Raw genomic sequence first — 23,107 nt, 5'->3', positions numbered from 1 at the left:
GGGTGGTTCGGGTGGGGAAACACGGGCGGTTCGGACAGCGCCTCGGACGCGCCCCCCGGGGGGGGCGATTTCTACGCGGAGTAGAATTCGAGTATGGTCCACGCACTCGGTTCTCAGGACTCCCGGCTCGCCGCCGGTGCTCGGCTTGTGCTGCCGGCACTGTGGCTCGGTCTCATCATCGGCATCTCCCTCATCGAGGCGCCGCTGAAGTTCCAAGCGCCGGGAATCACGATTCCGCTCGGGCTCGGCATCGGCCGGCTCGTCTTCACGGCGATGAACTGGGTGGAGATCGTCATCGCCGTCATCCTGCTCTGGTCGATCCTCAAGGACGGCGTCGGCACCCCGTTCCGGGCGGTGACCAGCAGCATCATCGGCGTCCTCATCCTCAAGGTCGCGTTCGTCCGGCCCCTGCTCAACCAGCGCACCGATGCCGTCCTCGCCGGTGTCGACGACGGCGGCTCGATGATGCACCTGCTCTACATCGCCGCCGACGGTCTGCTCATCGTCGGCCTGATCGCCCTCATCGTCATCGGCGTCAGGAAGTGGGTCGTGCCCTCAGGTGCCGAGCGCGGTGGCGTCCCCCGCGCCGCCACCCACGATTCGCGCGAACCCTGAGCCGTCGCGACCGACAACCGCTCGGTTCGCATCCGCATGGCATGGTTCTATCCGTACCATGCGGATGCGAACCGAGCGGTTGTGATCGAGGGCAGAGCCAAGTCCCGGCCCGCGCCCCTCAGTAGTACACAGCGAGCCGGCCGCGGGGGCCGTCGACGACATCGACGGGGGTGTCGAAGACTCGGGTGAGCACCTCGGCGGTGATGATCTCCTCAGGGGTGCCGAATTCCGCGACCTTCCCGTCCTTCACGGCGCAGATGTGGTCGGCGTAGTGACCGGCGAAGTTGATGTCGTGGATGACGATGACGATCGTGCGGCCCATCTCGCTGGCGGCACGGCGCAGGTGCTGCATCATCTGCACGGAGTGCTTCATGTCGAGGTTGTTCAGCGGTTCGTCGAGGAGGACGTATTCGGTGTCCTGGGCGAGCACCATCGCCACGTACGCGCGCTGCCGCTGACCGCCGGAGAGCTCGTCGATGAACCGGTTCTCCAGCTCCCCGAGCTCGAGGAAGTCGATCGCGCGGGAGATGATCTCCTCGTCCGCCGTCGTCAGCCGCCCCTTCGAATATGGGAAGCGGCCGAACCCGACGAGCTGGCGGATCGTGAGCCGGGTGATGAAATGATTCTCCTGACGCAGGATCGACACGATCTTCGCGAGGTCCTTCGACTTCGTCGAGGCCACGTCGTAGCCGGCGATCTCGATCGCGCCGGCGTCGATGTCGAGCAGCCGCCCGATCATCGTTAAAAGCGTCGACTTGCCCGCGCCGTTGGGTCCCACGAGCGCGGTCACCCCGCCCGCCGGGATGTGCAGGTCGACGGGCCCGATCTGCACGCTCTCACTGTAGTTCTTGGCAACCTCGCCGAGTGTGATCACAGTCGACCCTTCCGCATGATGACGAAGAGGAACACGCCTCCGCCGATGACTTCGATGATGATGGAGACCACGCCCTCGGCGTAGAAGATGTTCTTGAGCACGAAGTACGCGCCGCCGAGCACGACGAACCCGAGCAGGCCCGCCATCGGCAGCACGTACCGGTGGTCGTAGGTGTCGGAGAACTGGTAGGCGAGCATCGCGACGAGGAAGCCCAGGAAGATCATCGGCCCGATCATCGACACGGACACCGCCATGAGGATCGAGACGAAGACGAGGATCTTGATCGTCTCGCGCGTGTGGTTGAGCCCCAGGTTGCCGGTCACGCCCTTCCCGAGCGCGAGGACGTTGAGCCTCGGCGAGGACAGGTAGATCCCCGCGCACGCGATGAGGCACAGCGGGATCGCGACCGGGAGGTACGTCGCATCGGAGTTCGCGATCGACCCGAAGAGGCGCGCGGAGAGGACGTCGAACTCGCTCGGGGTCAGGGTGCGCTGCATGAACGTCGCCACCGACCCCAGCCCTCCGCCGATGACGACGCCGACGAGCAGCATGACCTCGACGTTTGCGTACTTGCCCGACAGCAGCCAGCCGTAGAGGGCGAGCGAGAGCCCGACCATGACCACGAGCTGGACGGTGAACGGTACGAGCCCGCGGAGCTCGACAAGGGCGGTGACGCCGAAGAAGTACATCGCCGAGGTCTGGACGGCGACGTAGAGCGATTCGAAGCCCATGATCGAGGGCGTGATGATCCGGTTGTTCGTCACCGTCTGGAACGCGACCGTGGCGAACGCCTGGCAGAGGGCGACGATGATGAGGACGACGAGGCTGCGCCCGCGCAGTCCCGCGATGAGCCAGAAGCCCTCGTCCGTGATCGGCAGCGGGTTGTCCCAGGCCAGGAGGCCGAACGCGATCCCGACCGCGGCGACGGACAGGATCGCGATGATCGTCCAGTACCGCTTGCGTGCCCGACGGGTCGTCAGCGGCCCTGAGTGCCGTGAGGATCGGTCCTGCGCCGAGGCGGTCGCGGGGTCGCCCGGTCCCGCCGACGCAGTCATGCCCGCCGAGGCGGTCGCGGGGTCCGCTGCCACCGGAGTCGTCCGCCGGTTCCCGGGCTCCGAAGGGGCGGTGTTCCCGCCCTGCGCCGAGGCGGTCGTGCCCTTCCGGGCAGCCCCGTCCTTCGGGGTGCCGGCGGAATCCGCCATCGGCCCGGTGCCGTGAATGTTCGTGTCGGTCATGTCAGCCGCGCCTCCTCTGACGCAGGATCAGGGCGATGAAGACGGCGGCCCCGACGATGCCGAGGATGAGCGAGACCGGGACCTCGAACGGGGCGATGATGAGGCGTCCGATGAGGTCGCAGACGGTGACGATCGCGATGCCGAGCAGGCACACCCACGGCAGGTTCGAGCGCAGATCGTCGCCGCGGACCATCGAGACGATGTTGGGCACGATGAGCCCGAGGAACGGCAGGTAGCCGACGACGACGGTGACGACGCCGGTGGCGATGGCCACGAGGATCGTGCCGACGAGGATGACCTGGTTGTACTTCAGGCCCACGCTCGTCGAGATCTCCTTGCCCAGGCCCGCGACCGTGAACCGGTCGGCAGTGATGAACACGGCGACGACGACGATCGCGACGATCCAGAGGACCTCGTACTGTCCGCGCAGGATCGAGGTGAAGCTGCCGGCGAACCAGATGCTGAGGTTCTGCAGCATGTCCGTCGACACGGCGATGAACGTCGTGATCGCCCCGACCACGGCACCGAGCATGATGCCGACGATGGGGACGATGAGCGAGGACTTCAGCGAGACGCGGCGGAGGAAGAGGAAGAAGATGAGGGTGCCGATGAACGCGGCGAGGATCGCGCCGATCATGCGCTGCAGGATCGTCGCCTCGGGGTAGATGATGACGGTGAGCATGAGGCCGAGCCCAGCCCACTCCGTCGTCCCCGTCGTCGTCGGCTCGACGAATCGGTTCTGCGTGAGCAGCTGCATGACGAGCCCGCACATCGCCATCGCGGCACCCGCGAGGACGAGTGCGACCGTGCGCGGGATCCGAGTGATCTGGAACATCTCGGCACCGTCGGCGGCCCCGAAGATGTCGTAGACCCCGGTGAGCAGGGAGGCTGCGAGGAGGGCGAGCACCGCAAGCGTCGCGACTCCCAGCTGCCAGCTCAGCAGCCGTCCTCGGGTCTTCGCCGACGACCGGTCCCCGGCACCGTCCGTGCCGGAGCCCGTCGTGCCGGAGCCCGTCGTGCCTGAGCCCGTCGTGCTCGAGCCGTCCGTGCCGGGCCGCTGGGAGCTCCGATCCTGTGGGTCCGGACGTCGTGAGACAGATGTGTCCCCGCCGGGGTCCTCCCCCGCCGAGGCTGTCGCTCCGCCCGTCTTTCCTGAGTTCGTCATGCTGCCGTTCCCCGTTGTGGCGTGGCGGCGCAGGTGCGCCGCCACGGCGCCTCCGCTGGGGAATGCCCCCGCGGGAGGTTCTGCTTACTTCTGCGCTTCGAGCTTGTCGGCGAAGCCGTTGAAGAACTCGGTGTAGGTCTGGATGCCTTCGTTGAGGTAGGTGTCCTCGGGGAAGTAGACGATCTTGTCGTTCTGCACCGCGGGCACGGACTTGAGGGCCTCGGACTTCTCGATCACCTCGGCGGCCGGGGCCGAGCCCTTCTCACGCTCTTCGGGTGCGAAGGAGGCGTCACGGTCCATGACGATCATGAGGTCGGGCTTGGACTGCGCGATGGCCTCGACCGAGACGTCGTCACCCTTGTCCCTGTCGCTGCCTTCGGGCACGTCGAGGGCCGGCTTGAGGCCGAGGATGTCGAAGACCGGTCCGACGGTGCGGCCGACGCCGGGGGCGGAGTAGCCGATGTCGCCGGCGGTGGTGATGACGCCCATGGCCTTGTCGCTGCCGTTGTAGGCCGACTTCGCGCGTTCGATCGAGGCGTCGAAGTCATCGACGAGTTTCTTCGCCTCGGCCTGCTTGCCGAAGATCTCACCGAGGGTGGTGGTCTGGCGGCGCAGCTCCTCGTCGAAGGGCTTGCCGTCGCGCGGGTCGAGCTCGAGGACGACGGCCTCGGGGGCGAGCTTCTGCAGGTCGTCGTGGAACTGCGCGAAGCGCTGTCCGTTGACGATGAGGTCGGGCTTCGCGGCGACGACCTTCTCGAGGTCGGGTTCGCGGTGGTTGCCGAGGTCGGCGATCTTGTCGTTGTTCGTGTACGACAGGCCCTCCGGCATGAGACCGCGGGCGGCGGCCGTGAGTTCGATGCCCCAGGAGTCGAGGGTCTCAAAGGTGCGGTTGTCCGTGGCGACGACCGAGGTCGGCGGGGACTTCACGGTCTGTTTGCCGTTGTTGTCCTCGACCGTGACGGTGCCGGAGGCGCCGGCGGCGTTCTGCTCGCTGGAGTCGGCACTGGCACCGCAGCCGGTGAGAGCCAGGGCCAGGACGCCGAGAGCGGCGCCGAGGCGGAGTCGGGTCGAGATCATCGTGTTCTGCTTCCTTCAGGCGATCGTTCGTGTGCAGATGAAAGTCATCTGAAAGTTAGCTTAGCCTAAACTTCAGGAATTAGACGATGCGAGCGTGCCGTTAACTGTGTCACATTCCGGGCGGAGCGGTACCGCTTCGGTCGAGGCGTGAGAGCCCGGCGCAGAGTCGCCGAGGTGCGGCCTCGGCCTCAGATCGTCTCGATGAGTCGTGCGAGCTCCTCGGCCGAATCGGCCGCTGCCGTCGGCCCGCCCGCTCCCCCGCGATGGACGAAGGCACCGGCCTCCTCGGCGATGAGGGCGCCGCCGGCGTAGTCGTAGATGCCCAGCCCGCGTTCGGCGTAGCACGTCACCTTCCCCTCGGCGACCATGCAGAGGTCGAGTGCCGCCGAGCCGCAGCGGCGGATGTCGTCGTAGCCGTCCACGAGAACCGGCAGCTTCGCCAGCTGCCGGGAGCGGTTGTCGCCCTTGTACGCAAAGCCGGTGGCGAGCAGGCGTCCCGAGAGACCGACCGGGGCACCGGAGAGCCGTTTCGCCGAGGTGGGGGTCGGCGCCGCGTCCGCGGTGCCGATCGGCTCGGGCATCCGATCGAACAGGCGTCCTTCGACGCGGTAGGCACCGCGACCGCGCGCGGCCACGAAGGTCGCACCGAGGCCGGGCGAGGCGACGAGTCCGACGAGCCAGTCACCGGCGGGATCACCTGCCGACGATCCTGCAGCCGGGGCGGCAGCGGGACGCTTGACGCCGGCCTCGACCTCCTCGGCGGGGGCGCTCTCGACCTCCTCGCCGCGCGCGTGGAGGACGCCGACGGAGAACGCGAAGTGCTCGATGCCGCGCACGAAGTTCACGGTGCCGTCGATCGGATCGACGTGCCACTCGAGGCGGACCGCCCCCGTCGCCTCTGCGCCGGATGTCTCCCCCGCTCCGCCGGACGCCTCGCCCGGTCCCCCGGATGCGCCGAGGCCGGGCCCGTCACCAATGAGTCCGGTATCGGTCACCTCGGCGAGGCGACCCGTCACGGGATCGAAGGAATGGAGTCGGAGGAGGAGCTCGCGGTCGAAGAACTCGACGGGGTCGAGCGCCTCCGCGCCCTCCTCGCCGACCATGAGGTCACCGGGCCGCACGGCGGCCAGGTAACCGCGGACGAGGGACTCGATCTGCGCGTCGGCAAGGGTGACGAGGTCGTTGGGAGAGGTCTTCGTGTCAACGACGGATTCGTCGAGATCGGCCCCCAGGGACGAGCGCCAGGCGGTCATCTGCTCCCACGCCATGACGGAGAGGTCGGCCGCGATCCGAACGATCGGCTCGGCGGCGAGGTCGGCGGGCAGTGATGTCGGTACGCTCATGCCGCCACTCTAACGCGGGGCGCGAGACGACCCCGCGGACCTCCGCGAACGCCGTTGACAACGCGACCTGAGCGGAACCGTTCCGCGCTGTGGATTAGGAGTTGTCGGCATCGCGGGGAAGCGGCTGGAGGTCCCCCTGAATTGCTCAACGAATTAGCTTCGATCTTATGCTGTAAACATCAAAAGAATCGTCCGCGAAATCAGAATGGCCACAATTAGCCTTACCCTATAAATAATGGTGTCAGCGAGTGACTACACCCATCCCTCCGAAACGCACACACGAAGGCGGACGGCGGGGCGACCCGTCGTTCCCCTTCCCGACTGCGTCACTCGGCAGCGGCTGCCGGCACTTCGGTGCCGGTCGATTCGGACCGAGCGCGGGCGGTGTCGCCCGAGCCCTCCGAACGCTGCACCCGCCCGTGCCTGCGCACGATCTCCTGCACTGCCTGCGAGGAGGTTCCGGCGGCCTCGGCAATGGCACCGAAGGTCGCTCCCTCTTCGCGTGCGCGGAGGATCGACATGACGTAGTTCGTGTTGATCTTGGTTCGCTGCCGGGAAATTCTGCGCACAGCCGCAACCAGGGCTGTCTGATCCACTGTTAATTCGCGAGCGCGACGTGACATTGTTTCTTTCCTTGCCTGCACATGTGGCCCACCGCCACAGGAAAATGTACTTCCATTAAATACCACGACAGCGATGTCGCGCCAATTTTTCCCGGATCCTGGAAGGAACTGTTCTAATCTGAGCGCGAAGTGTGAGTAAACCGCAAAGCGGTGCAATTTTCGCCAGCAACAATGTCGGTTGTCGGAGCTCCTTGCATTCACCCCAGGTGGGCACTGGCATCGCGCGGCTCGGACAGTTGATCAGTCACATGAGATTCGGTGGAAGAATGCACCCATGACCGCCGTTTCGGCCGAGGCCCTCGCCCTCGCACTCACCGACACCGGGATCGACGACGTCAGCGTCGACGACGCCGATCGCGCGGCGTATTCCTCCGACGCCTCCCTCTTCCGTCTCGTCCCGCGAGTGATCGTCTTCCCCCACGGCGAGGAGGACGTCGCCGCTGCGCTCTCGGTGGCCCGCCGCCTCGGTGTGCCCGTGGCCAGTCGCGGTGCCGGCACCTCGATCGCGGGCAATGCGATCGGCACCGGCATCGTCCTCGACTTCTCTCGGCATATGAACGCCGTGCTCGAGCTCGATCCCGTCGAGCAGAGCGCGTGGGTCGAGGCCGGATGCGTCCATGCGAGCCTGCAGGCGCGTGCCCGTGCGCACGGTCTGCGCTTCGGACCCGACCCGTCGACCCACACGCGGTGCACGATCGGCGGGATGATCGGCAACAACGCGTGCGGCCCGCGGGCGCTGGGCTACGGCCGCACCGGTGAGAACATCCTCGCTCTGCGCGTCATGCTCGTCGACGGCACGATCGTTGAGCTCGACGAGACCGACCCGCGCGAGCTCTTCCCGCGCCTCCATGCGCTCATCGGCGAGCATCTCGGGGTGATCCGCACGCACCTGGGCACGTTCTCCCGGCAGGTCTCCGGGTACGGTCTGGAGGCACTGCTGCCCGAGAACGGCTTCGATGTGCGGCGGGCCTTCGCCGGGTCCGAGGGCACCTGGGGCATTGTGCTTGCGGCGAAGATGCGGCTGGTCGCCGAACCCGCGCACACCTCGGCGGTCGTCCTCGGCTATCCGGACATGGTCGCCGCCGCCCGTGATGCCCCGTTGCTGCGCGACTTCCCCGTCGCCGCATGCGAGGGCCTCGATGAGCGCATGCTCGATCGGGTCGTCGCCGCCAAGGGAGCGGGCGCCGTGCCTGCCCTGCCTCAGGGCGCCGGCTGGCTCGTCGTCGAGCTCACCGGGGACGATGCGGACGTCCTCGCCGGGCAGGCCCAGCGCCTCATCGGTGAGTCCGATTCCCTCGACGCCGCCGTCGTCGATGCCGCGACCGCGGCAGAGATCTGGGCGATCCGTGCCGACGGCGCGGGGCTCGTCTCGCGGACCCCCGACGGCCGTGACGCCCACGCCGGGTGGGAGGATTCCGCGGTTCCGGTCGAACACCTCGGCGACTATCTGCGCGATCTCATGGATCTGCTCGATGAACATGGGCTGTGGGGGATCCCGTACGGGCACTTCGGGGACGGGTGCGTGCACATGCGCGTCGACTTCCCGCTCGAGGCACCCGACGGGCGCGCTGTGCTGCGGCGCTTCCTCGTGGCCGCGACCGAGCTCGTCGCCGGCTACGGCGGGTCGGTCTCGGGTGAGCACGGGGACGGGCGGGCGCGCTCGGAGCTCCTGCCGCTGCTCTACCCGCCGGAGGTCATCGCCCTGTTCCGGGCGGTCAAAGAGCTCTTCGATCCGCGTCACCTGCTCGGTCCCGGGGTCATCGTCGATCCCGACCCGCTCGATGCCGCGATCCGCCTCGCCGAGGTGCCCTACCGGACACGGCTGCCCGGTGAGCTGGCGATGGCGTATGCGGGTGAGGCCGAGGGGTTCGTCTCTGCGGTCCACCGCTGCACGGGTGTGGGCAAGTGCCGAGCCGATTCCGCGGCGACCGGCGGGGTGATGTGCCCGTCCTACCAGGCCACCCGGGATGAGCGGCATTCGACGAGAGGTCGGGCGCGCGTGCTCCAGGAGATGGTCTCCGGCGATCTGCTCGAGACCCGGTGGGACTCCCCCGCCGTCGCCGAGGCGCTCGACCTCTGCCTGTCCTGCAAGGCGTGTGCGAGCGAATGTCCGACGGGCACCGACATGGCCGCGTACAAGGCCGAGGTCCTCCACCAGTCCTACCGTGGGCGACTGCGGCCGCTCAGTCACTACGCCCTCGGGTTCCTTCCGCAGCTCGCCGCCGCGCTCACTCCGGTCGCGGGTGCCGTCAACCGTCTCGCCCGCCTGCCCGGGGTCGGTGCCGTGGGGAAGCGGTTGGCGGGCATAGATGAGAGGCGGTCGATTCCGACGTTTGCGACGACGACGTTCCGTCGCTGGTGGGATGACCGCGCCGAGGTAGGGGCGGGGTCGGAGTCGGGCGCCGAGGTAGGGGCGGGGTCGGAATCGGGCGCCGAGGTAGGGGCGGGGTCGGAATCGGGCGCCGAGGTGGGTGCCGGGTTGGGGACGGCACGACCGGGCCACCTCGGCGAGGTCGTCCTCTTCGCGGACTCGTGGTCGAACCATTTCGCGCCGCGGATCCTCGCAGCCGCGGTCGCGGTCCTCGAGCATGCGGGAGTGCGGGTGCGCGTCGTCGAGCAGACGGTGTGCTGCGGTCTGCCGCTCATCTCGACGGGACAGCTCGATGCGGCGAAGACGCACCTTCGCCAAACGATCGCAGCTCTCGATGCGACCGGGCAGATGCCGATCGTCGGGGTCGAGCCGTCGTGTCTGGCTACGCTCAAGGACGATGCGCAGAAGCTGCTCGCCGACGATGCGGCGGAGCGGGTGGGAGCGCGCGTGCGGACCCTCGCGGAGCATCTGCTCGAGATCGGCGCCGAGCTTCCCGACCTTGCCGGCATCGAGGCGGTCGTCCAACCGCACTGTCACCAGTCGGCGGTTCTCGGTACGGCAGCGGATAAGGAGCTGCTGTCGCGGGCGGGGGCGAGCGCGGAGTTCCTCGGCGGGTGCTGCGGGCTGGCCGGGAACTTCGGAGTCGAAGCCGGTCACTACGAGACCTCGGTCGCCGTCGCCGAGCTCGCCCTCCTACCGGCGCTGCGGGACTCCGAACCGAACAGGTCTCGCGTCGTCCTCGCCGACGGGTACTCGTGTCGGACGCAGATCGCCGACCTCAGCGATGCGCGAGGCGCCTCCCTGGCCGAACTGCTCGCGTGGGGTCACGGACTCGGACTCGCGCGCTGAGCCTCGGGCTCCCGGCGAGCGAAACGCGTCCTCGGGCCTACGCGGTGAAGGTCGGGAGACTCAGGCCCTCGCGCTGAGCCTCAGGCTCCCGCACTGGGCCAGGCGAAAATCAGGCCTTCGCGGTGAGCACGGGAACCTCGGCTTCGAGGAGGATCCGCTGGGCCTGCGAACCGAGGATGAACTTCCCGATGGCCGAGCGCTTGCGCAGGCCGATGACGATGAGCTGGGCGTCATGCTCGGCGGCGAGGTCGTTGAGCGTGCCCGGCACGTCGTCCTCATGGTCGGGCTGGAGCACGCTCACGGCCACTCCCGCCTCCTGCCCGAGGGCGACGATGCGATCGATGTCGTCCTTGTCGATCTCGGTCGGGGCGCCGCTGGCGCCGCGTCGTTGGGAGTTGACCACGACGGCGTCGCATGTGCGCAGCGCGGCCTCCGCGAACCCCGCGCGCAGCGCCGCCTCCCCTTCGGGAGCAGGAAGATAGCCGATGAGAATCGTCATGGCATCAGTATATGGACGACGTGTGAAGCGATTCACCTTCCGGCCACTTCCCGGACACCTCGCCGTCACTGCCGCGGGCAGTGCACCGTCGGCGTCGGGTCCGCCTCGGGGTCGCGTCGGGGCCGCCTCGGGGTCGCTCCGCTGTCAGCGCGGAGCAGTTCCGGCCCGAGCGGCGAACGTCGCGCGGTAGGCGTTCGGGGCCATCCCGAACTTCGCGGCGAAGTGCTTGCGCAGGTTGTCCCCCGAGCCCAGCCCAGAGTCCGCGGCGACGTGGTCGATCGGCAGCGCAGTCGTCTCGAGCAGCTGTCGGGCGACGTCGAGCCGGATCGCGGTGAGCCATTCGTGCGGGGTCAGCCCGGTGAGGTCGCGGAAGGTGCGGAAGCATGTGCGTTCGGTCAGTCCGAGCTCTCGGGCGAAGCGCCGCACCGACCAGTCCTCCTGCGGGGCGGCGGTCACGTGGGCTTCGAGGTCGTGGAAGTCGGTGTTCGCCGAGGCGCTGCGGGCGAGGTCGAGAGCCGACCGGTCGACGAACTGCGCCTGATTGCCGGCACGGCGCAGCGGCAGGACCATCGACCGTGCGATGTCCGCGGCGACCGCGGCACCCCACGCTTCATCGGCGAGGTGGAGGAGGAGATCCCCGCCGGCGCTCACCCCGGCCGAGGTCCACACGCGGTCCGCGCCGACGAAGATCTCGTCGGGGACCACTTCGGTCTCGGGGAAGCGCGTCGCGAGTTCGTCGGCGAACCGCCAGTGCGTCGTCGCCCGTCGACCCGTGAGCAGTCCCGCCTCGGCGAGGGTGAAGGCACCGGTGCACAGGGCCGCGACAACGCCGTCGAAGGTGCGCACTCGTGTGAGGTCAGCCTCGGCGAGCCGGCCGAGTCGCATCTCGGAGCCTGGCACGACGAGCAGGCGAGGAGGCCGCTGATTTGCGGATTCAGCGGGGCCGGGAACCACAGCACCCGTGTCGACGGTCAGCACGGCACCCGAATCGCAGCGCACGCTCGGCTGGGAGCCGACGAGGCGCACGTTCACGGGCGGCAGCCCTCTGGCCGACCGGTCGGAGAAGACCTCGAGGGCGGTGGCCACGTCGTACATGCGGACCTCGTCGAAGACGAGGATGTCGACGTCGAGGCTCGCGTCCCCGGAAGCCGGGTCCGCGGAGGTCGGGCCCCCTGCGGCCGGGTCTCCGGAGGTCGGGTCCCCGGAGGACGAGTTCCTGGCGGCCGGGTCCTCAGAGATCGAGTCCGGACGGCGGTCATTCTCGTTCATGGCATGATTCTATTGCTCACTGGCATATCCGCCACTGGTCGCTCGACGAACACAGCGGTGGAATGGGGGCATGACCACCACGCAGAACAGCCTGACCACACCCACCTCGGCGCTCATCGTCATCGACATGCAGACCGGATTCCTCGACCCCCACTGGGGCGAACCGCATGACCTCGAGGGATGCCGCGCGAACGTCAGCGCCCTCATCTCCGCGTTCGCCGCGTCCGGGGCGCCGATCGTCCTCGTCCGCCACGACAGCACCGAACCCGATTCCCCGCTTCGACCTGACGCCTCCGGCAATCAGCTCTTCGCCGAGGTGGCCCGCGCCCCCCACGACCTGTTCGTGACGAAGACGGTCAACTCCGCCTTCATCGGCAGCCCCGACCTCGACGCGTGGCTGCGCGGGCGCGGCATCGACACGATCGTCCTCGGCGGCATCCAGACGAACATGTGCGTTGAGACGACGGCACGGATGGGCGGCAATCTGGGCTACCGGGTGGTCGTCGCACTCGATGCGACGACGACGTTCCCGCTCAGCGCGACCGTCGCCGCCGCCGTGCGCACCGACGGGATCACAGGATCCGCCGTCGGGGGAGCGCCTGACGAGGGTTCCGCCGGCGCAGGTTCTGCCGAACCGCTCACCGCGACCCTCGAAACCCTCACGCTCAGCGCCGAGTCCCTCATCGAGGCCACCGCGGTCAACCTCTCCGGGGGCGGGTTCGCCGAGGTGACGACCACCGAGGATGTCCTCGCCCGCCTCGGCGATTCGGCGCTCTGACTTCGGCCCGGTATTCCGGCAACAGCGAGGCGTTTCGGCAACGGCACGGTGTTCCGACACCGGCACGGTGAGTGCACCCTGGAAATGTCGGACCACCGTGCTGGTAGCCCGCGCACGCACATCGGCACCTTAGTCTGCAGGCCCGCCCTCGCCCGCCTCGGCGCACATCGCGTCGATGCGTCCGCGCAGCTCTGTGAGCTCTGCGATGAACTCCCGCGGGGAGATGACACGGCACGGAACCGGAAGGCTCGCGGTGTAGATCGCGGCCACCCGCAGGTCAGGCACCCCGAACGTCACACGCACAGCACCCTCGACCTCGGTGAGCGTGGCGGCGCGGGTCGAGAACCACGGTTCGATCTCGGACCGGGCAGCGGCGAGCTCGAGAACGACCGTGTGCTCGTAGGCAGCGACGGTGACCGCCCGGCGCACTGCCGTCTCGGCGTCGGGGCTCTCCCGGGGTGCGAATCCGAACGTCGTCTCGTGGACGCTCTCCATGCGGTCGAGGCGGAAGACGCGCCAGTCCTCGCGGTCGAGGTCCCAGCCGAAGAGGTACCAGTGGGAGCCGAGGACGACCATCTGGACCGGTTCGACGTGACGGTCGGCCGCCTCGGCGGTCGTCCATGGCTTCGCATAGGCGAAGGTCACGCGGCGGCGGGAAGCGATCGCCGAGGCGAGGGCGACGACGGTCCCGTGGTCGACGTCGGGTTCGTGACCGGGAGCGACGGTGACGGCGGAGGCGACGACGCGGACGGTTGCGCTCATCGTCGGCGGCAGCATGGTCTGCAGCTTCCGACCCGCGGTCTCGGCGTTCTCAGTGCTCAGTCCCGCACCGCGCAGCAGGGCGAGTCCGATGCCGGTGGCCATCGCCTCGCCGGCGTCGAGCTGGAGGGGCGCAAGCACGGTCCGGCTGCGGACGCGGTAGCCGCCGTCGACGCCCGGTGCTGCGTCGATCGCGTAGCCGAGTTCGCGGAGGGAGACGATGTCGCGGCGGATCGTACGCGCGGTGACGGCGAACTCGCCGGCGAGCTCCCCTGCGGTGAACGATCGTCCGGAGCCGAGCAGGGCGAGGAGGCGGAGGAGTCTGCTCTCGGCGGTCATCGGTCCCCTTGGGGTCGGTGCGGGGTCGGCTGGTGAGAGGTTGAGCGGTAAGAGGTCGGGTAGTGCGAGTTCGAGTGGTGCGACGCTCCGGGCGGCGGATGTTCCGGGCTGCAGAACCTCGAACGATGCGATGCTCCGGGTAGCGAACCATCGAACGCTGCGGACATCATACGTCCGCAATGGACTCGAAGATGGAGATGTTCCACCGATCAGCACTCAATGCCACCGCTTCAACCAGGTCCACCGCCACACCCAGGAGCCAGCCATGCCGTTCTTCGCCCCGTCCGTCACGACCGAAACCGACGCCCATCTCAGCTTCCTCGAGCAGCAGTGCGCTCAGCTGCGGCTCACCGCCCTCGATCTCACTGATGGGCAGGCCCGCAGTACCCCGACAGTGAGCGCGCTGAGCATCTCAGGCCTCCTCACGCACGGCGCGCAGGTCGTCTACGGCTGGCTCCAGCAGGTGCGCGATCCCTCTCTCGTCGCCACCGAGGAGGACTATGCGCAGTTCAATGCCGCCCTCGGACTCGATGGCGCGTTCGACGGCAGCGCTCTGCCCGATCTCGACATCACCGAGGTGCTCGCCGTCTTCGACCGCGCCGTCGCCGAGATCGCGGCGACGAGGCAGGACATCACCGAGCGCGGCATCGACCTCGACGCGCAGGTGCCGGTGGCCAACCCGTGGATGCCCCAGGATTTCGACATGACCGTGCGCTGGATCCTCGTCCATCTCACCACGGAGATGGCCAGGCATGCCGGGCACGCCGACATCATCCGCGAATCGATCGACGGCGCGATCTCCTACCAGCTCAACGCCCTCGCCGACGGACAGCCGTGGCCGCCGGAGGGCTGGGGCGACGAGGGCTGAGTCGCGCCTCGGCGATTCGGCGATCCGACTCCGGCGCGGTGTTCCGACACCCGCACGGTGTTCCGACTCCGGCAGGGTGCGTGCACCGTGGAGATGTCGGAGTACCGTGCCGATGTTCGCCCGCACACATCGGCACCCTGTCCTGCCGTGACTCGCTGTGCAGTGCGAGTCCGTGCAGGCCCAGGGTGCCGATGCGGCTTCGGGTGTGTTACCGCCGAGGCCGTCGGCCGCGTCCCCACCGAGGTGGCCAGTCGACTTCCCGCCGAGGCGGTGGCCCAGGCCGGCCAGCGGCCAGCCCTCAGGCTGCGGTGACCGCGTCCTTGGCCACCCGGTCGACGAGGTGCTCGGTGTAGGCGGGCACCGTGAGGAACTCGGGGAACTCCTCGGTCAGGGCGCTGGCCCGGAAGATCTCGACCGCCTCGGTGACATGGTCGGCGGGGGTCAGTTCGATGAGGGCGAGCTCCTCGCCGAGGTAGCGCTCGACGAGCTGCCTCGTCACCTGCTGGCCGTTGTCGAGGGTGACCTCGTGGTGGATCCACTGCCAGATCTGCGAGCGGGAGATCTCCGCGGTCGAGACGTCCTCGAGAAGGTTCTCCAGGGCGACGTTGCCGTTGCCGCCGAGCCACTCGTTGAGGTAGCCGATGGCAACACGGATGTTGACCCGCACGCCTTCCTCGGTGACGACCGGTTCGAGTCCGGTGATGTCGAGGAGGTGGTCGGCGCACACCCGCACGTCGGGTCGCATGTTCTCCAGCTGGTGCGGCTGCTCGCCGAGCGCCGCATAGTAGACCGCGAGCGCGGCGGGCACGAGACCCGGGTCGGCGACCCATGTGCCGTCGAAGCCCTGCCACGCCTCACGGGCCTTGTCCTCGCGCATCCGGGCGAACTCGGCGGCGACGAAGCCCTCGTCGGGGTGGCTGGTCATGAGGTTCGTCATCGTCCCGATCGCATGGGCGCCGCGACGGTGGCAGGTCCACACGAGACGGTCGGTGAAGGCCTTCATCAGCGGCAGCGAGTTCGTCAGGCGGTCGCGGTCGGGGAGGATGAACTCGGTGGAGTGGCGGAGGTTCTTCACGACGGAGAACAGGTAGTCCCAGCCGGCGGCCTGGAGGCCGGCGCAGTGGTCGCGCAGCTCCCAGAGGATCTCCTCCATGTGGAACGCGGCCGCGATCGTCTCGATGTGGACGGTCGCACGGATCGTGCCCTGCGGGATGCCCATCTGGTCCTGCGCCCAGACGAAGATCTGGTTCCACAGCCTGGCCTCGAGCGAGGACTCGAGCTTGGGCAGGTAGAAGTAGGGTCCCGTGCCGCCGTCGATGAGGTGCTTGGCGTTGTGGAAGAAGTAGAGCCCGAAGTCGACGAGCGCGCCGATCGCCGGCGTCTGCTCACCGTCTGAGTTCGTGAAGGTGAGGTGCTTCTCCGGCAAGTGCCAGCCGCGCGGGCGCATCCCGATCGTCGGCTGATTGCGATTGCTCACGCCCGGCAGCCGATCGCGCACCGCGAGGTAGAGGGCATGCTGTCCGCCGAGGATGTTCGCCCAGGTCGGGCTCGTCGAGTCCTCGAAGTCGGCGATGAAGACCTTGGCCTGCGAGTTCAGTGCCGCGACGATCTCGGGTTCGGTGACGGGGCCGGCGAGTTCGACCCTGCGGTCCTCGAGGCCGGGAGCGTCGAGGGAGCCGGCGACCTGCCAGGTCCGGTCGGCGCGCACCGCTGCGTAGTCGGGGGTGAAGCGCGGCAGCGTGCCGTCGTTCATCTCCGCCGAGCGGTTGCCGCGCTTGGCCATGAGGGCGCCGAGGCGGCCTGCGAAGGTCTCGTGGAGGCCCGCGACGAAGTCGAGCGCCTGCGCCGAGAGAACGGTGTCGTATCCGGGTGCCTCAGGTGCGTTGATCGTGATGCGGGACATTGTCTTCTCCTCACTCTTTCCGAGTGCTGTAAGGGACTGCGGTGTGCTGGATGCGGGTGCGGGGTGTGCGCTGTGTGGGGGTTCGGCGCGGATCGACGATGCAAACCCCGTGAAAACATCGTCGAGCCGCGCCGAGTCTGTGGGTTCCTCACCTGCCGGGCCGGTCGGGCCCGGCAGGTGCGGGGCGGCTGCTCAGTGGAACTGGGCTTCCTCGGTCGATCCGGACAGGGCCAGGGTCGAGCCCTCCGGGTTGACGGCGGTCGAGACGAGGTCGAAGTAGCCGGTGCCGACCTCGCGCTGGTGCTTCGTGGCGGTGTATCCGCGCTCCTCGGCGGCGAACTCGCGCTCCTGCAGGTCGACGTAGGCCTTCATCTGCTCACGGGCGTAGCCGTGGGCGAGGTCGAACATCGAGTAGTTGAGCGCGTGGAAGCCGGCGAGGGTGATGAACTGGAACTTGTAGCCCATCGCCCCGAGCTCGCGCTGGAACTTCGCGATCGTGTCGTCGTCGAGGTGCTTGCGCCAGTTGAACGACGGCGAGCAGTTGTACGCGAGCAGCTGGTCCGGGTGCTCGGCGTGGATCGCCTCGGCGAACTGCTTGGCGACCTCGAGGTCGGGCAGCGAGGTCTCCATCCACAGCAGATCCGAGTACGGGGCGTACGCGTTGCCGCGGGCGATGCAGGCTTCGAGTCCGTTGCGGACCTTGTAGTAGCCCTCAGCGGTGCGCTCACCGGTGATGAACGGCTGGTCCCGCTCATCGACGTCGGTGGTGATCAGCGTCGCGGCGTCGGCGTCGGTGCGGGCGATGATGACCGAGGGGACGTTCTCGACGTCAGCGGCCAGGCGGGCCGACTGGAGGGTGCGGATGTGCTGCGAAGTGGGGATGAGGACCTTGCCGCCGAGGTGGCCGCACTTCTTCTCGCTCGCGAGCTGATCCTCCCAGTGGACGCCGGCGGCGCCGGAGTTGATCATGCCCTTCATGAGCTCGAAGGCGTTGAGCGGACCGCCGAAGCCGGCCTCGGCGTCGGCGACGATCGGGACCATCCAGTCCTCGACGGTGCTGATGCCCTCGGCGTGCTCGATCTGGTCGGCGCGCATGAGCGCGTTGTTGATCCGGCGGACGACCGCGGGAACCGAGTTCGCCGGGTAGATCGACTGGTCCGGGTAGGTGTGGCCGGAGAGGTTCGCGTCGGCGGCGACCTGCCAGCCGGAGAGGTAGATGGCCTTGAGGCCGGCCTTGACCTGCTGGACGGCCTGGTTGCCGGTCAGCGCGCCGAGGGCGTTGACGAAGTCGAGGTCGTGGATCTCCTCCCAGAGCTTCTCGGCTCCGCGGCGGGCCAGCGTGTGCTCTTCGATCACCGAGCCGCGCAGCTTGACGACATCCTCGGGCGAGTACTCGCGGGCGACTCCCTGCCAGCGGGGGTTGGTGGCCCAGTCGCGGCGGATCGCTTCGATGTCGTGCAGTTCGTTCGGCGTGGTGTTCGCGCTCATGATGTCTCACTCCTGTGTTGTTCCGAGGTTCGTGTGATCCATCTTGGTGCGGCCGCAAGCCCTCCGACAGAGGAAAGTGGGAAGAAGATTCTTGCTTCTTCCCATTGGTGAAAAATATGGCTTCTGTCATACTGGTCACACCCACACTGAACCACCCCGATCGCCACCTCGGAGGCCGTTGTGACCAGTACTCAAGCACCGAAGACGGAAACGAGTCCGTCCGTCGACAACCTCAGCATCGGCAGAAGAATCAGATTTTTTCGCAAAGAGGCGGGTCTGACGCTGTCGGAGCTCGGGGAGAGAGTGGGGCGTGCGGCCTCGCAGATCTCGACGATCGAGAACGGCAAGCGGGAAACTTCTGTCACGCTGCTTGCGAGCATCGCGCAGGCGCTGGGAACCGAGGTCGCAGACCTCCTCGACCCCACCCCGGTCGACGGCAGGCAGGCTCTCGAGCTCGAGGCCGAGCGGAATCAGGCCTCCCCGATGTACTCCTCGCTCGGTCTGCCGCAGGTGCGCATCAAGTCCCTGCCGCAGGATGCGCTCGAGGCGATCGTCGGCCTGCAGCGGCAGCTCTCCGAGGTGCTCACCCGGCGGGCGGCGACCCCGGAGGAGGCCAGGCGGGCCAACCGGGAGCTGCGGGAGACGATGCGGGAGAAGAACAACTACTTCGCCGACCTCGAGAAGCAGGCGGCCGAGCTGCTCTCGCTCGCCGGTTATGAGTCGGGGACGGTGTCCCAGCGGGAGACGGCGACGATCGCGGAGAAGCTCGGCTTCAGCCTCCACTACGTCTCCGATCTGCCGTCCTCGACCCGGTCGATCTCCGACACCGCGAACCGGCGGATCTACCTGCCCAATGCCGATGCCGCCTTCGATCCGCGCACGCATCTGCTCACGAGTCTCGCCCCGCACGTGCTCGGGCATGAGGCGCCGAAGGACTTCCGCGAGTTCCTCCAGCAGCGCGTCGACGCGAACTATCTCGCCGCGGCCGTGCTGCTGCCCGAGAGTGCGGCGGTGCCGGTACTCACCGAGGCCAAGCGGAAGCGGGAGCTCTCGGTGGAGTACCTGCGGGACATGTTCGGCGTCGGCTACGAGACCGCCGCCCACCGGTTCACGAACCTCGCGACCGAGCACCTCGGCCTGCCCGTCCACTTCATGAAGGTCCACGCCTCGGGCACGATCCACAAGGCGTACTCGAACGACGGCCTGCCCTTCCCCACCGACCCGCTCGGGGCGATCGAGGGCCAGTTCGCATGCAAGCGCTTCACCTCGCGCACCGTCTTCCGGGTCGCCGACCGCTTCAGCCCCTACTACCAGTACACGGACACCCCGCAGGGATCGTACTGGTGCACGGCCCGGGTGCTGCCCGGAGGCGACTACGCGATCAGCGTCGGGGTGCCGTTCGCCCACGTCAAGTGGTTCGAAGGCCGGGAGTCCTCGATCCGCTCGCAGTCACGCTGCCCGGATCCCTCGTGCTGCCGCACGGCGCCGGAGGAGCTCGCCGCGAAGTGGGAGGACAACTCCCTGCCGTCGGCGAAGATGCACGCGTCCCTGCTCGCCGCCGTTCCGCCCGGAGCGGTGCCCGGCGTCGATGACACCGAGGTCTTCGAGTTCCTCGAACGCCACTCCGGGTGAGGGCAAGGCCGGTGCCGGTGGCAGGGTCGGGTGTGCCGGCTCAGTTGACAGCGCCGGAGCCAGCGCCGACGGCGGGATCGAGGTCTGCGCCGGGGAAAGGCCGGGTGTGCCGGCGGCGGTGTGTGCGGTTCGCCGCTGCCTCAGCGGCGTCCCGCGGACTTCAGGGCCGATGCGACGACGTGTTCGGCGATCGCCAGCGCCGAGGTGGCTCCCGCCTTCGGCACGGACCTCACCTGGGTGAGCCTGCCGCGAGCGGAGACGACGAGACCCGTGACGAGTTCGCCCTTGTCATCGATCGCCAGCGCTCCGACCCCGCGTGGGCCCGTCGTCATTCCCGCGGTGTCGAGGTCGGGGGCGTAGCGTTTGAGCCGTTCGACGAACGCCGAGGTGCTCGTCGCCGACCGGACGCCCTCGGCGGCCGCGCGGGCGTTGCGCTTCGCGAACTTCCAGAACCCGGAGAAGCCGAACGAGGCCCCGAGGTCACCGAAGTCGATGTCGCCGACCGATCCCTCGCCGCGACCGAGCGCGAGATGAGTCGTCGGGCCGAGCAGCAGGGCACCTGAGACGGTGCGCGCGAGCACGGTCTCCTCGAACGGCTCACCCGGGTCGGGAACGGAGGAGATGATGCCGTGGACCGCCTCGGCGGCGGGGGCACGCAGCTGCGAATACGTGCTGGTCAGAGGCACGATTCTGGGGTCGGCGGAGAGACCGGTCGCGGTCGCCAGCCGGTCGGATTGGAGACCCGCGGCGACGAGGACGAGGTCGAAGGTCCCGGCGTCGACCTCGGCGGATGTCGACTTCCGTTCCGAGTTCCAGCCGTCGATGCGCTCTTCGGCCTGCTTGAACCAGTCCTTGTCGCCGAACCGGGTGCGCAGCTCATCGCCGAGGCGACCGCCCAGACTGCTCTTCTCCGAAGGTTCCGCGGCGGGTTCGGGATCCTCACCGCGGTAGGTCCGCGGACGGTCGTGGGCCTCGCCGTCGGGACCGACGACGATCTCGGTGGAGTACCCCGATTCGCTGCCCTCCCCCGCGCCGTCGTCCTTGGCGGTGACCGGTCGGGTGCGGAGGCGGACCTCGCTGCTCAGCGTGTCGATGCCGGTGACCTCGGTGGAGAAGCGGAAGCGGCCCCCGGCGTCGCGGACCTCGGCGGCGAGCGCCTCGGCGAGGGCGGAGTAGTCGGTGATCGCGGTGTGCGGGGAGTAGAGGGCCTGGACGCCTCGCACGCCCGGTTCGATCTCCTCCATTCGGGCCCGGTCGACGAGGCGGACACCGGGTACCCCGTTCTTCTCGGCCCGGGAGGCAAGCTGCTCGAGGCGGTCGACCTCGTCGGTGTCCTGGGCGACGACGAGCTGCCCGCATTCGCGGTAGGGCAGACCCGCCTCGGCGAGATACGGGATGAGGAGTTCGACGCCACGGCGGGCGAGTGTGGCCTCGAGACTGCCCGGTTCTTCGTCCAATCCGGCGTGGACGATGCCTGCGGTGTGCCCGGTCTGGGCGTTGCCGACGGTTCGGCCGCGTTCGAAGACCGTGACCTCTGCGTCGGGGAGCTGACGGGTGATCTCGCGGGCGAGAGCCACACCGATGATGCCTGCGCCGACGACTGCCACTCGTGAAATACTCATAGGGCAATCTTGGCATCGTCAGAGGAGTTGGAGAAGATGGCGACGGCTCTGAGCTGGCCCGGCAAGGAGAAGTCGCTCACCCTCGGACGAGAGCTCAGCCGGACGGCGGGGTCCGGATTCCTGTCTGCCGCAAGGGGAGGCTCCTCGGGTGCGGCGGGGGCCGGTTCCGCGAGCGCGGACGGCCGCTCCTCGGTTACGACGGACCGCCTCGGCGAGGGGAGGGACGGAACCAGCGGACTGCGGACCGTCGTGCCGGACCTGGACGAGAACCTCCTCATCGTCGGAGACAATCTGCCCGCGCTGCAATCGCTGCTGGCCACGCATCGGGGGCGGGTCAAGGTCGTCTACATCGATCCGCCGTACAACACGGGCAATGCGCACGCGTACAAGGACGACGGCCACGATCACGATTCGTGGCTGAGCTTCATGGCACCCAGACTCGTGCTCGCCCGGGAGCTCATGCGCGATGACGGGGTGCTCTACCTCCACCTCGACGACGGGGAGAGCGCGTGGGCGCAGCTGCTCGGGCACGAGATCTTCGGTGAGGCGAATTCGCTCGGCACCCTCATCCATCAGCGGGCGAAGGGCGGGGGCAATTCGCCGTCGTTCGTCCGCGGGCACGACTACATCCACGTGTGGGGCAAGGACGCCCGGTCCGCGGGGACGTTCCTGACGGAGAAGAAGGCACCGGCGAAGGTCGAGGTCATCGATGGGCGGAAGATGCTCGTCGAGACCGACGTCCTGCGCACGAGCTTCGGCCGCTATGAACGCGGGTCAGAGCGACGGCTGATGTACGAGGACATCGTCTCGGTCAAGGGGGAGAAGAAGCTCGCCGAGGTGGATGCGAAGCTCGCCTCGGGCGAGTTCATCCTGCGGCCGTGGGGTCCGGGCAAGCACGCGGTGGTGCGGGTGACGCCGTATGAGAAGGCGAGCTCGAAGCTCTATTCGATCATCAAGGCGCTCGGCGGGCAGAACGATCTCGAGGACCTGGGGCTGGGCGGGGTGTTCGGGTATCCGAAGCCCGTCGAGCTGGTCAAGACGCTCATCACGGCGCAGACGTTCTTCGACCCGAACGCGATCGTCCTCGACTTCTTCGCCGGCTCCGGGACGACCGCGCAGGCTGTCATGGCAGCGAACCGGCGGGACGAGGGGAAGCGGTCGTTCGTCCTCGTCCAGACCCCGGAGACGCTGCGCGGTTCGCGCGGGGGCGCGGGGCGCGGGGGTGGTAGTGCCAGCGCGGCGAGTACCGACGCTGGAGCAACGTCCGGGGCTGCCGGGTCGGGTCGCGGGGAGTTCACGACGATCAGTGAGCTCACCGCCGAGCGCATCCGCCGCGCCGCCGACGAACTCGCCCCCGGCCTGACCTTCACCGAGGTCACCGTCGCGGAGGCCGCTGTTGCGGAGGCGCCGACGCGCACCAAAACCTGAGGCTCCTGCGCAAGCTCTCACGCGCGACGAGAACTGAGGCCGAATGCCTGCGGCCACCGTTCACCCTGCGAACTGAGGCTCCTGCGCTTGATCACCCCGCGAGTTCGGTCCCACCCCGCGAGTTCGGCCTCATCCCGCGAATCCTGGACGCTGAGTGACGGTTTCCGGCCGCAGAATCGGCACTCAGAGTCCAGAATCCCACTCGGAAGGCACGACCGCCTCGGCGGGCAATCTTCTCCGAAGTCTTCCGCGGACCACGTCGCACTGTAAGAATGCACGCATACGCATGTGCTGATGACAGGGGTGATGCAGTGCCGACCTACCTTTTCCGCTGCGACGACTGCGGCGACACCGAGCGGGCCTTCACCAT

General features: G+C 68.3%; 18 protein-coding genes. 6 read left to right on the top strand and 12 right to left on the bottom strand.

Going from position 1 to position 23,107, the window contains the following annotated elements:
• The first annotated feature begins 93 nt into the window (after positions 1 to 93).
• Positions 94 to 615 carry a hypothetical protein gene (locus AAHA49_RS10440; RefSeq protein WP_342038229.1) on the top strand — a complete coding sequence of 174 codons (522 nt, stop codon included), beginning with the start codon at positions 94 to 96 and terminating at the stop codon, positions 613 to 615.
• Positions 616 to 733: 118 nt separating this feature from the next.
• Here AAHA49_RS10440 and AAHA49_RS10435 read toward each other — a convergent pair whose 3' ends face one another.
• From AAHA49_RS10435 to AAHA49_RS10410, 6 genes are all read right to left on the bottom strand, one after another.
• Complete coding sequence (locus tag AAHA49_RS10435) at positions 734 to 1,489, bottom strand: iron ABC transporter ATP-binding protein (protein ID WP_342038228.1); 756 nt, start codon at positions 1,487 to 1,489, stop codon at positions 734 to 736.
• The gene (locus tag AAHA49_RS10430; protein ID WP_342038250.1) at positions 1,486 to 2,544 is read right to left on the bottom strand and encodes an iron chelate uptake ABC transporter family permease subunit; all 1,059 of its coding nucleotides are present in this window, start codon (positions 2,542 to 2,544) and stop codon (positions 1,486 to 1,488) included. Before AAHA49_RS10430 ends, AAHA49_RS10435 begins: the two co-directional genes overlap by 4 nt.
• Positions 2,545 to 2,725: 181 nt before the next feature.
• Positions 2,726 to 3,889, bottom strand: a complete 1,164-nt coding sequence (locus AAHA49_RS10425) for an ABC transporter permease (protein ID WP_342038227.1) — start codon at positions 3,887 to 3,889, stop codon at positions 2,726 to 2,728.
• A gap of 84 nt (positions 3,890 to 3,973) precedes the next feature.
• The gene (locus tag AAHA49_RS10420; RefSeq protein ID WP_342038226.1) at positions 3,974 to 4,966 is read right to left on the bottom strand and encodes a siderophore ABC transporter substrate-binding protein; all 993 of its coding nucleotides are present in this window, start codon (positions 4,964 to 4,966) and stop codon (positions 3,974 to 3,976) included.
• Between the two features lie 188 nt (positions 4,967 to 5,154).
• Complete coding sequence (locus AAHA49_RS10415; protein WP_342038225.1) at positions 5,155 to 6,309, bottom strand: inositol monophosphatase family protein; 1,155 nt, start codon at positions 6,307 to 6,309, stop codon at positions 5,155 to 5,157.
• Between the two features lie 326 nt (positions 6,310 to 6,635).
• Positions 6,636 to 6,878, bottom strand: a complete 243-nt coding sequence (locus AAHA49_RS10410) for a hypothetical protein (protein WP_342038224.1) — start codon at positions 6,876 to 6,878, stop codon at positions 6,636 to 6,638.
• A gap of 328 nt (positions 6,879 to 7,206) precedes the next feature.
• On the opposite strand from AAHA49_RS10410, the gene AAHA49_RS10405 reads away from it, so the two are divergent.
• Positions 7,207 to 10,152, top strand: a complete 2,946-nt coding sequence (locus AAHA49_RS10405; RefSeq protein ID WP_342038223.1) for an FAD-binding and (Fe-S)-binding domain-containing protein — start codon at positions 7,207 to 7,209, stop codon at positions 10,150 to 10,152.
• Positions 10,153 to 10,261: 109 nt separating this feature from the next.
• Here AAHA49_RS10405 and AAHA49_RS10400 read toward each other — a convergent pair whose 3' ends face one another.
• The gene (locus tag AAHA49_RS10400; protein WP_137826919.1) at positions 10,262 to 10,651 is read right to left on the bottom strand and encodes a universal stress protein; all 390 of its coding nucleotides are present in this window, start codon (positions 10,649 to 10,651) and stop codon (positions 10,262 to 10,264) included.
• A 144-nt stretch (positions 10,652 to 10,795) separates the two neighbouring features.
• Complete coding sequence (locus AAHA49_RS10395; protein ID WP_342038222.1) at positions 10,796 to 11,920, bottom strand: GlxA family transcriptional regulator; 1,125 nt, start codon at positions 11,918 to 11,920, stop codon at positions 10,796 to 10,798.
• A 70-nt stretch (positions 11,921 to 11,990) separates the two neighbouring features.
• Here AAHA49_RS10395 and AAHA49_RS10390 point away from each other — a divergent pair, with 70 nt between their 5' ends.
• Positions 11,991 to 12,698 carry a cysteine hydrolase family protein gene (locus AAHA49_RS10390; protein ID WP_342038221.1) on the top strand — a complete coding sequence of 236 codons (708 nt, stop codon included), beginning with the start codon at positions 11,991 to 11,993 and terminating at the stop codon, positions 12,696 to 12,698.
• A gap of 129 nt (positions 12,699 to 12,827) precedes the next feature.
• On the opposite strand, the gene AAHA49_RS10385 is transcribed toward AAHA49_RS10390, so the two are convergent.
• Positions 12,828 to 13,796 carry a helix-turn-helix transcriptional regulator gene (locus AAHA49_RS10385; protein WP_342038220.1) on the bottom strand — a complete coding sequence of 323 codons (969 nt, stop codon included), beginning with the start codon at positions 13,794 to 13,796 and terminating at the stop codon, positions 12,828 to 12,830.
• Between the two features lie 265 nt (positions 13,797 to 14,061).
• Here AAHA49_RS10385 and AAHA49_RS10380 point away from each other — a divergent pair, with 265 nt between their 5' ends.
• Entirely contained in the window at positions 14,062 to 14,664 is a 603-nt protein-coding gene (locus AAHA49_RS10380; protein WP_342038219.1) for a mycothiol transferase, read from the top strand.
• A gap of 298 nt (positions 14,665 to 14,962) precedes the next feature.
• Here the strand turns inward: AAHA49_RS10380 and AAHA49_RS10375 are convergent, their stop codons facing one another.
• A complete protein-coding gene (locus AAHA49_RS10375) occupies positions 14,963 to 16,567 on the bottom strand; it encodes a malate synthase (protein ID WP_342038218.1) in 1,605 nt (534 codons plus the stop codon).
• Positions 16,568 to 16,759: 192 nt separating this feature from the next.
• Positions 16,760 to 18,055: an isocitrate lyase gene (gene aceA / locus AAHA49_RS10370; protein WP_137826914.1), complete on the bottom strand. Its 1,296-nt coding sequence runs from the start codon at positions 18,053 to 18,055 to the stop codon at positions 16,760 to 16,762.
• Between the two features lie 180 nt (positions 18,056 to 18,235).
• Between aceA and AAHA49_RS10365 the strand changes: the two genes are divergently transcribed.
• On the top strand, positions 18,236 to 19,687 hold the full coding sequence (locus tag AAHA49_RS10365) for a helix-turn-helix domain-containing protein (RefSeq protein WP_425286513.1): 1,452 nt from the start codon (positions 18,236 to 18,238) through the stop codon (positions 19,685 to 19,687).
• Positions 19,688 to 19,827: 140 nt separating this feature from the next.
• Here AAHA49_RS10365 and AAHA49_RS10360 read toward each other — a convergent pair whose 3' ends face one another.
• The gene (locus AAHA49_RS10360) at positions 19,828 to 21,309 is read right to left on the bottom strand and encodes an FAD-dependent oxidoreductase (protein ID WP_342038217.1); all 1,482 of its coding nucleotides are present in this window, start codon (positions 21,307 to 21,309) and stop codon (positions 19,828 to 19,830) included.
• A gap of 36 nt (positions 21,310 to 21,345) precedes the next feature.
• Here AAHA49_RS10360 and AAHA49_RS10355 point away from each other — a divergent pair, with 36 nt between their 5' ends.
• Entirely contained in the window at positions 21,346 to 22,737 is a 1,392-nt protein-coding gene (locus AAHA49_RS10355; protein ID WP_342038216.1) for a site-specific DNA-methyltransferase, read from the top strand.
• Positions 22,738 to 23,107: the final 370 nt, after the last annotated feature.

It is taken from the genome of Brevibacterium ammoniilyticum, assembly GCF_038429965.1.
Lineage (GTDB): Bacteria > Actinomycetota > Actinomycetes > Actinomycetales > Brevibacteriaceae > Brevibacterium > Brevibacterium ammoniilyticum.
This window is presented reverse-complemented; position numbering and strand designations above follow the sequence as displayed.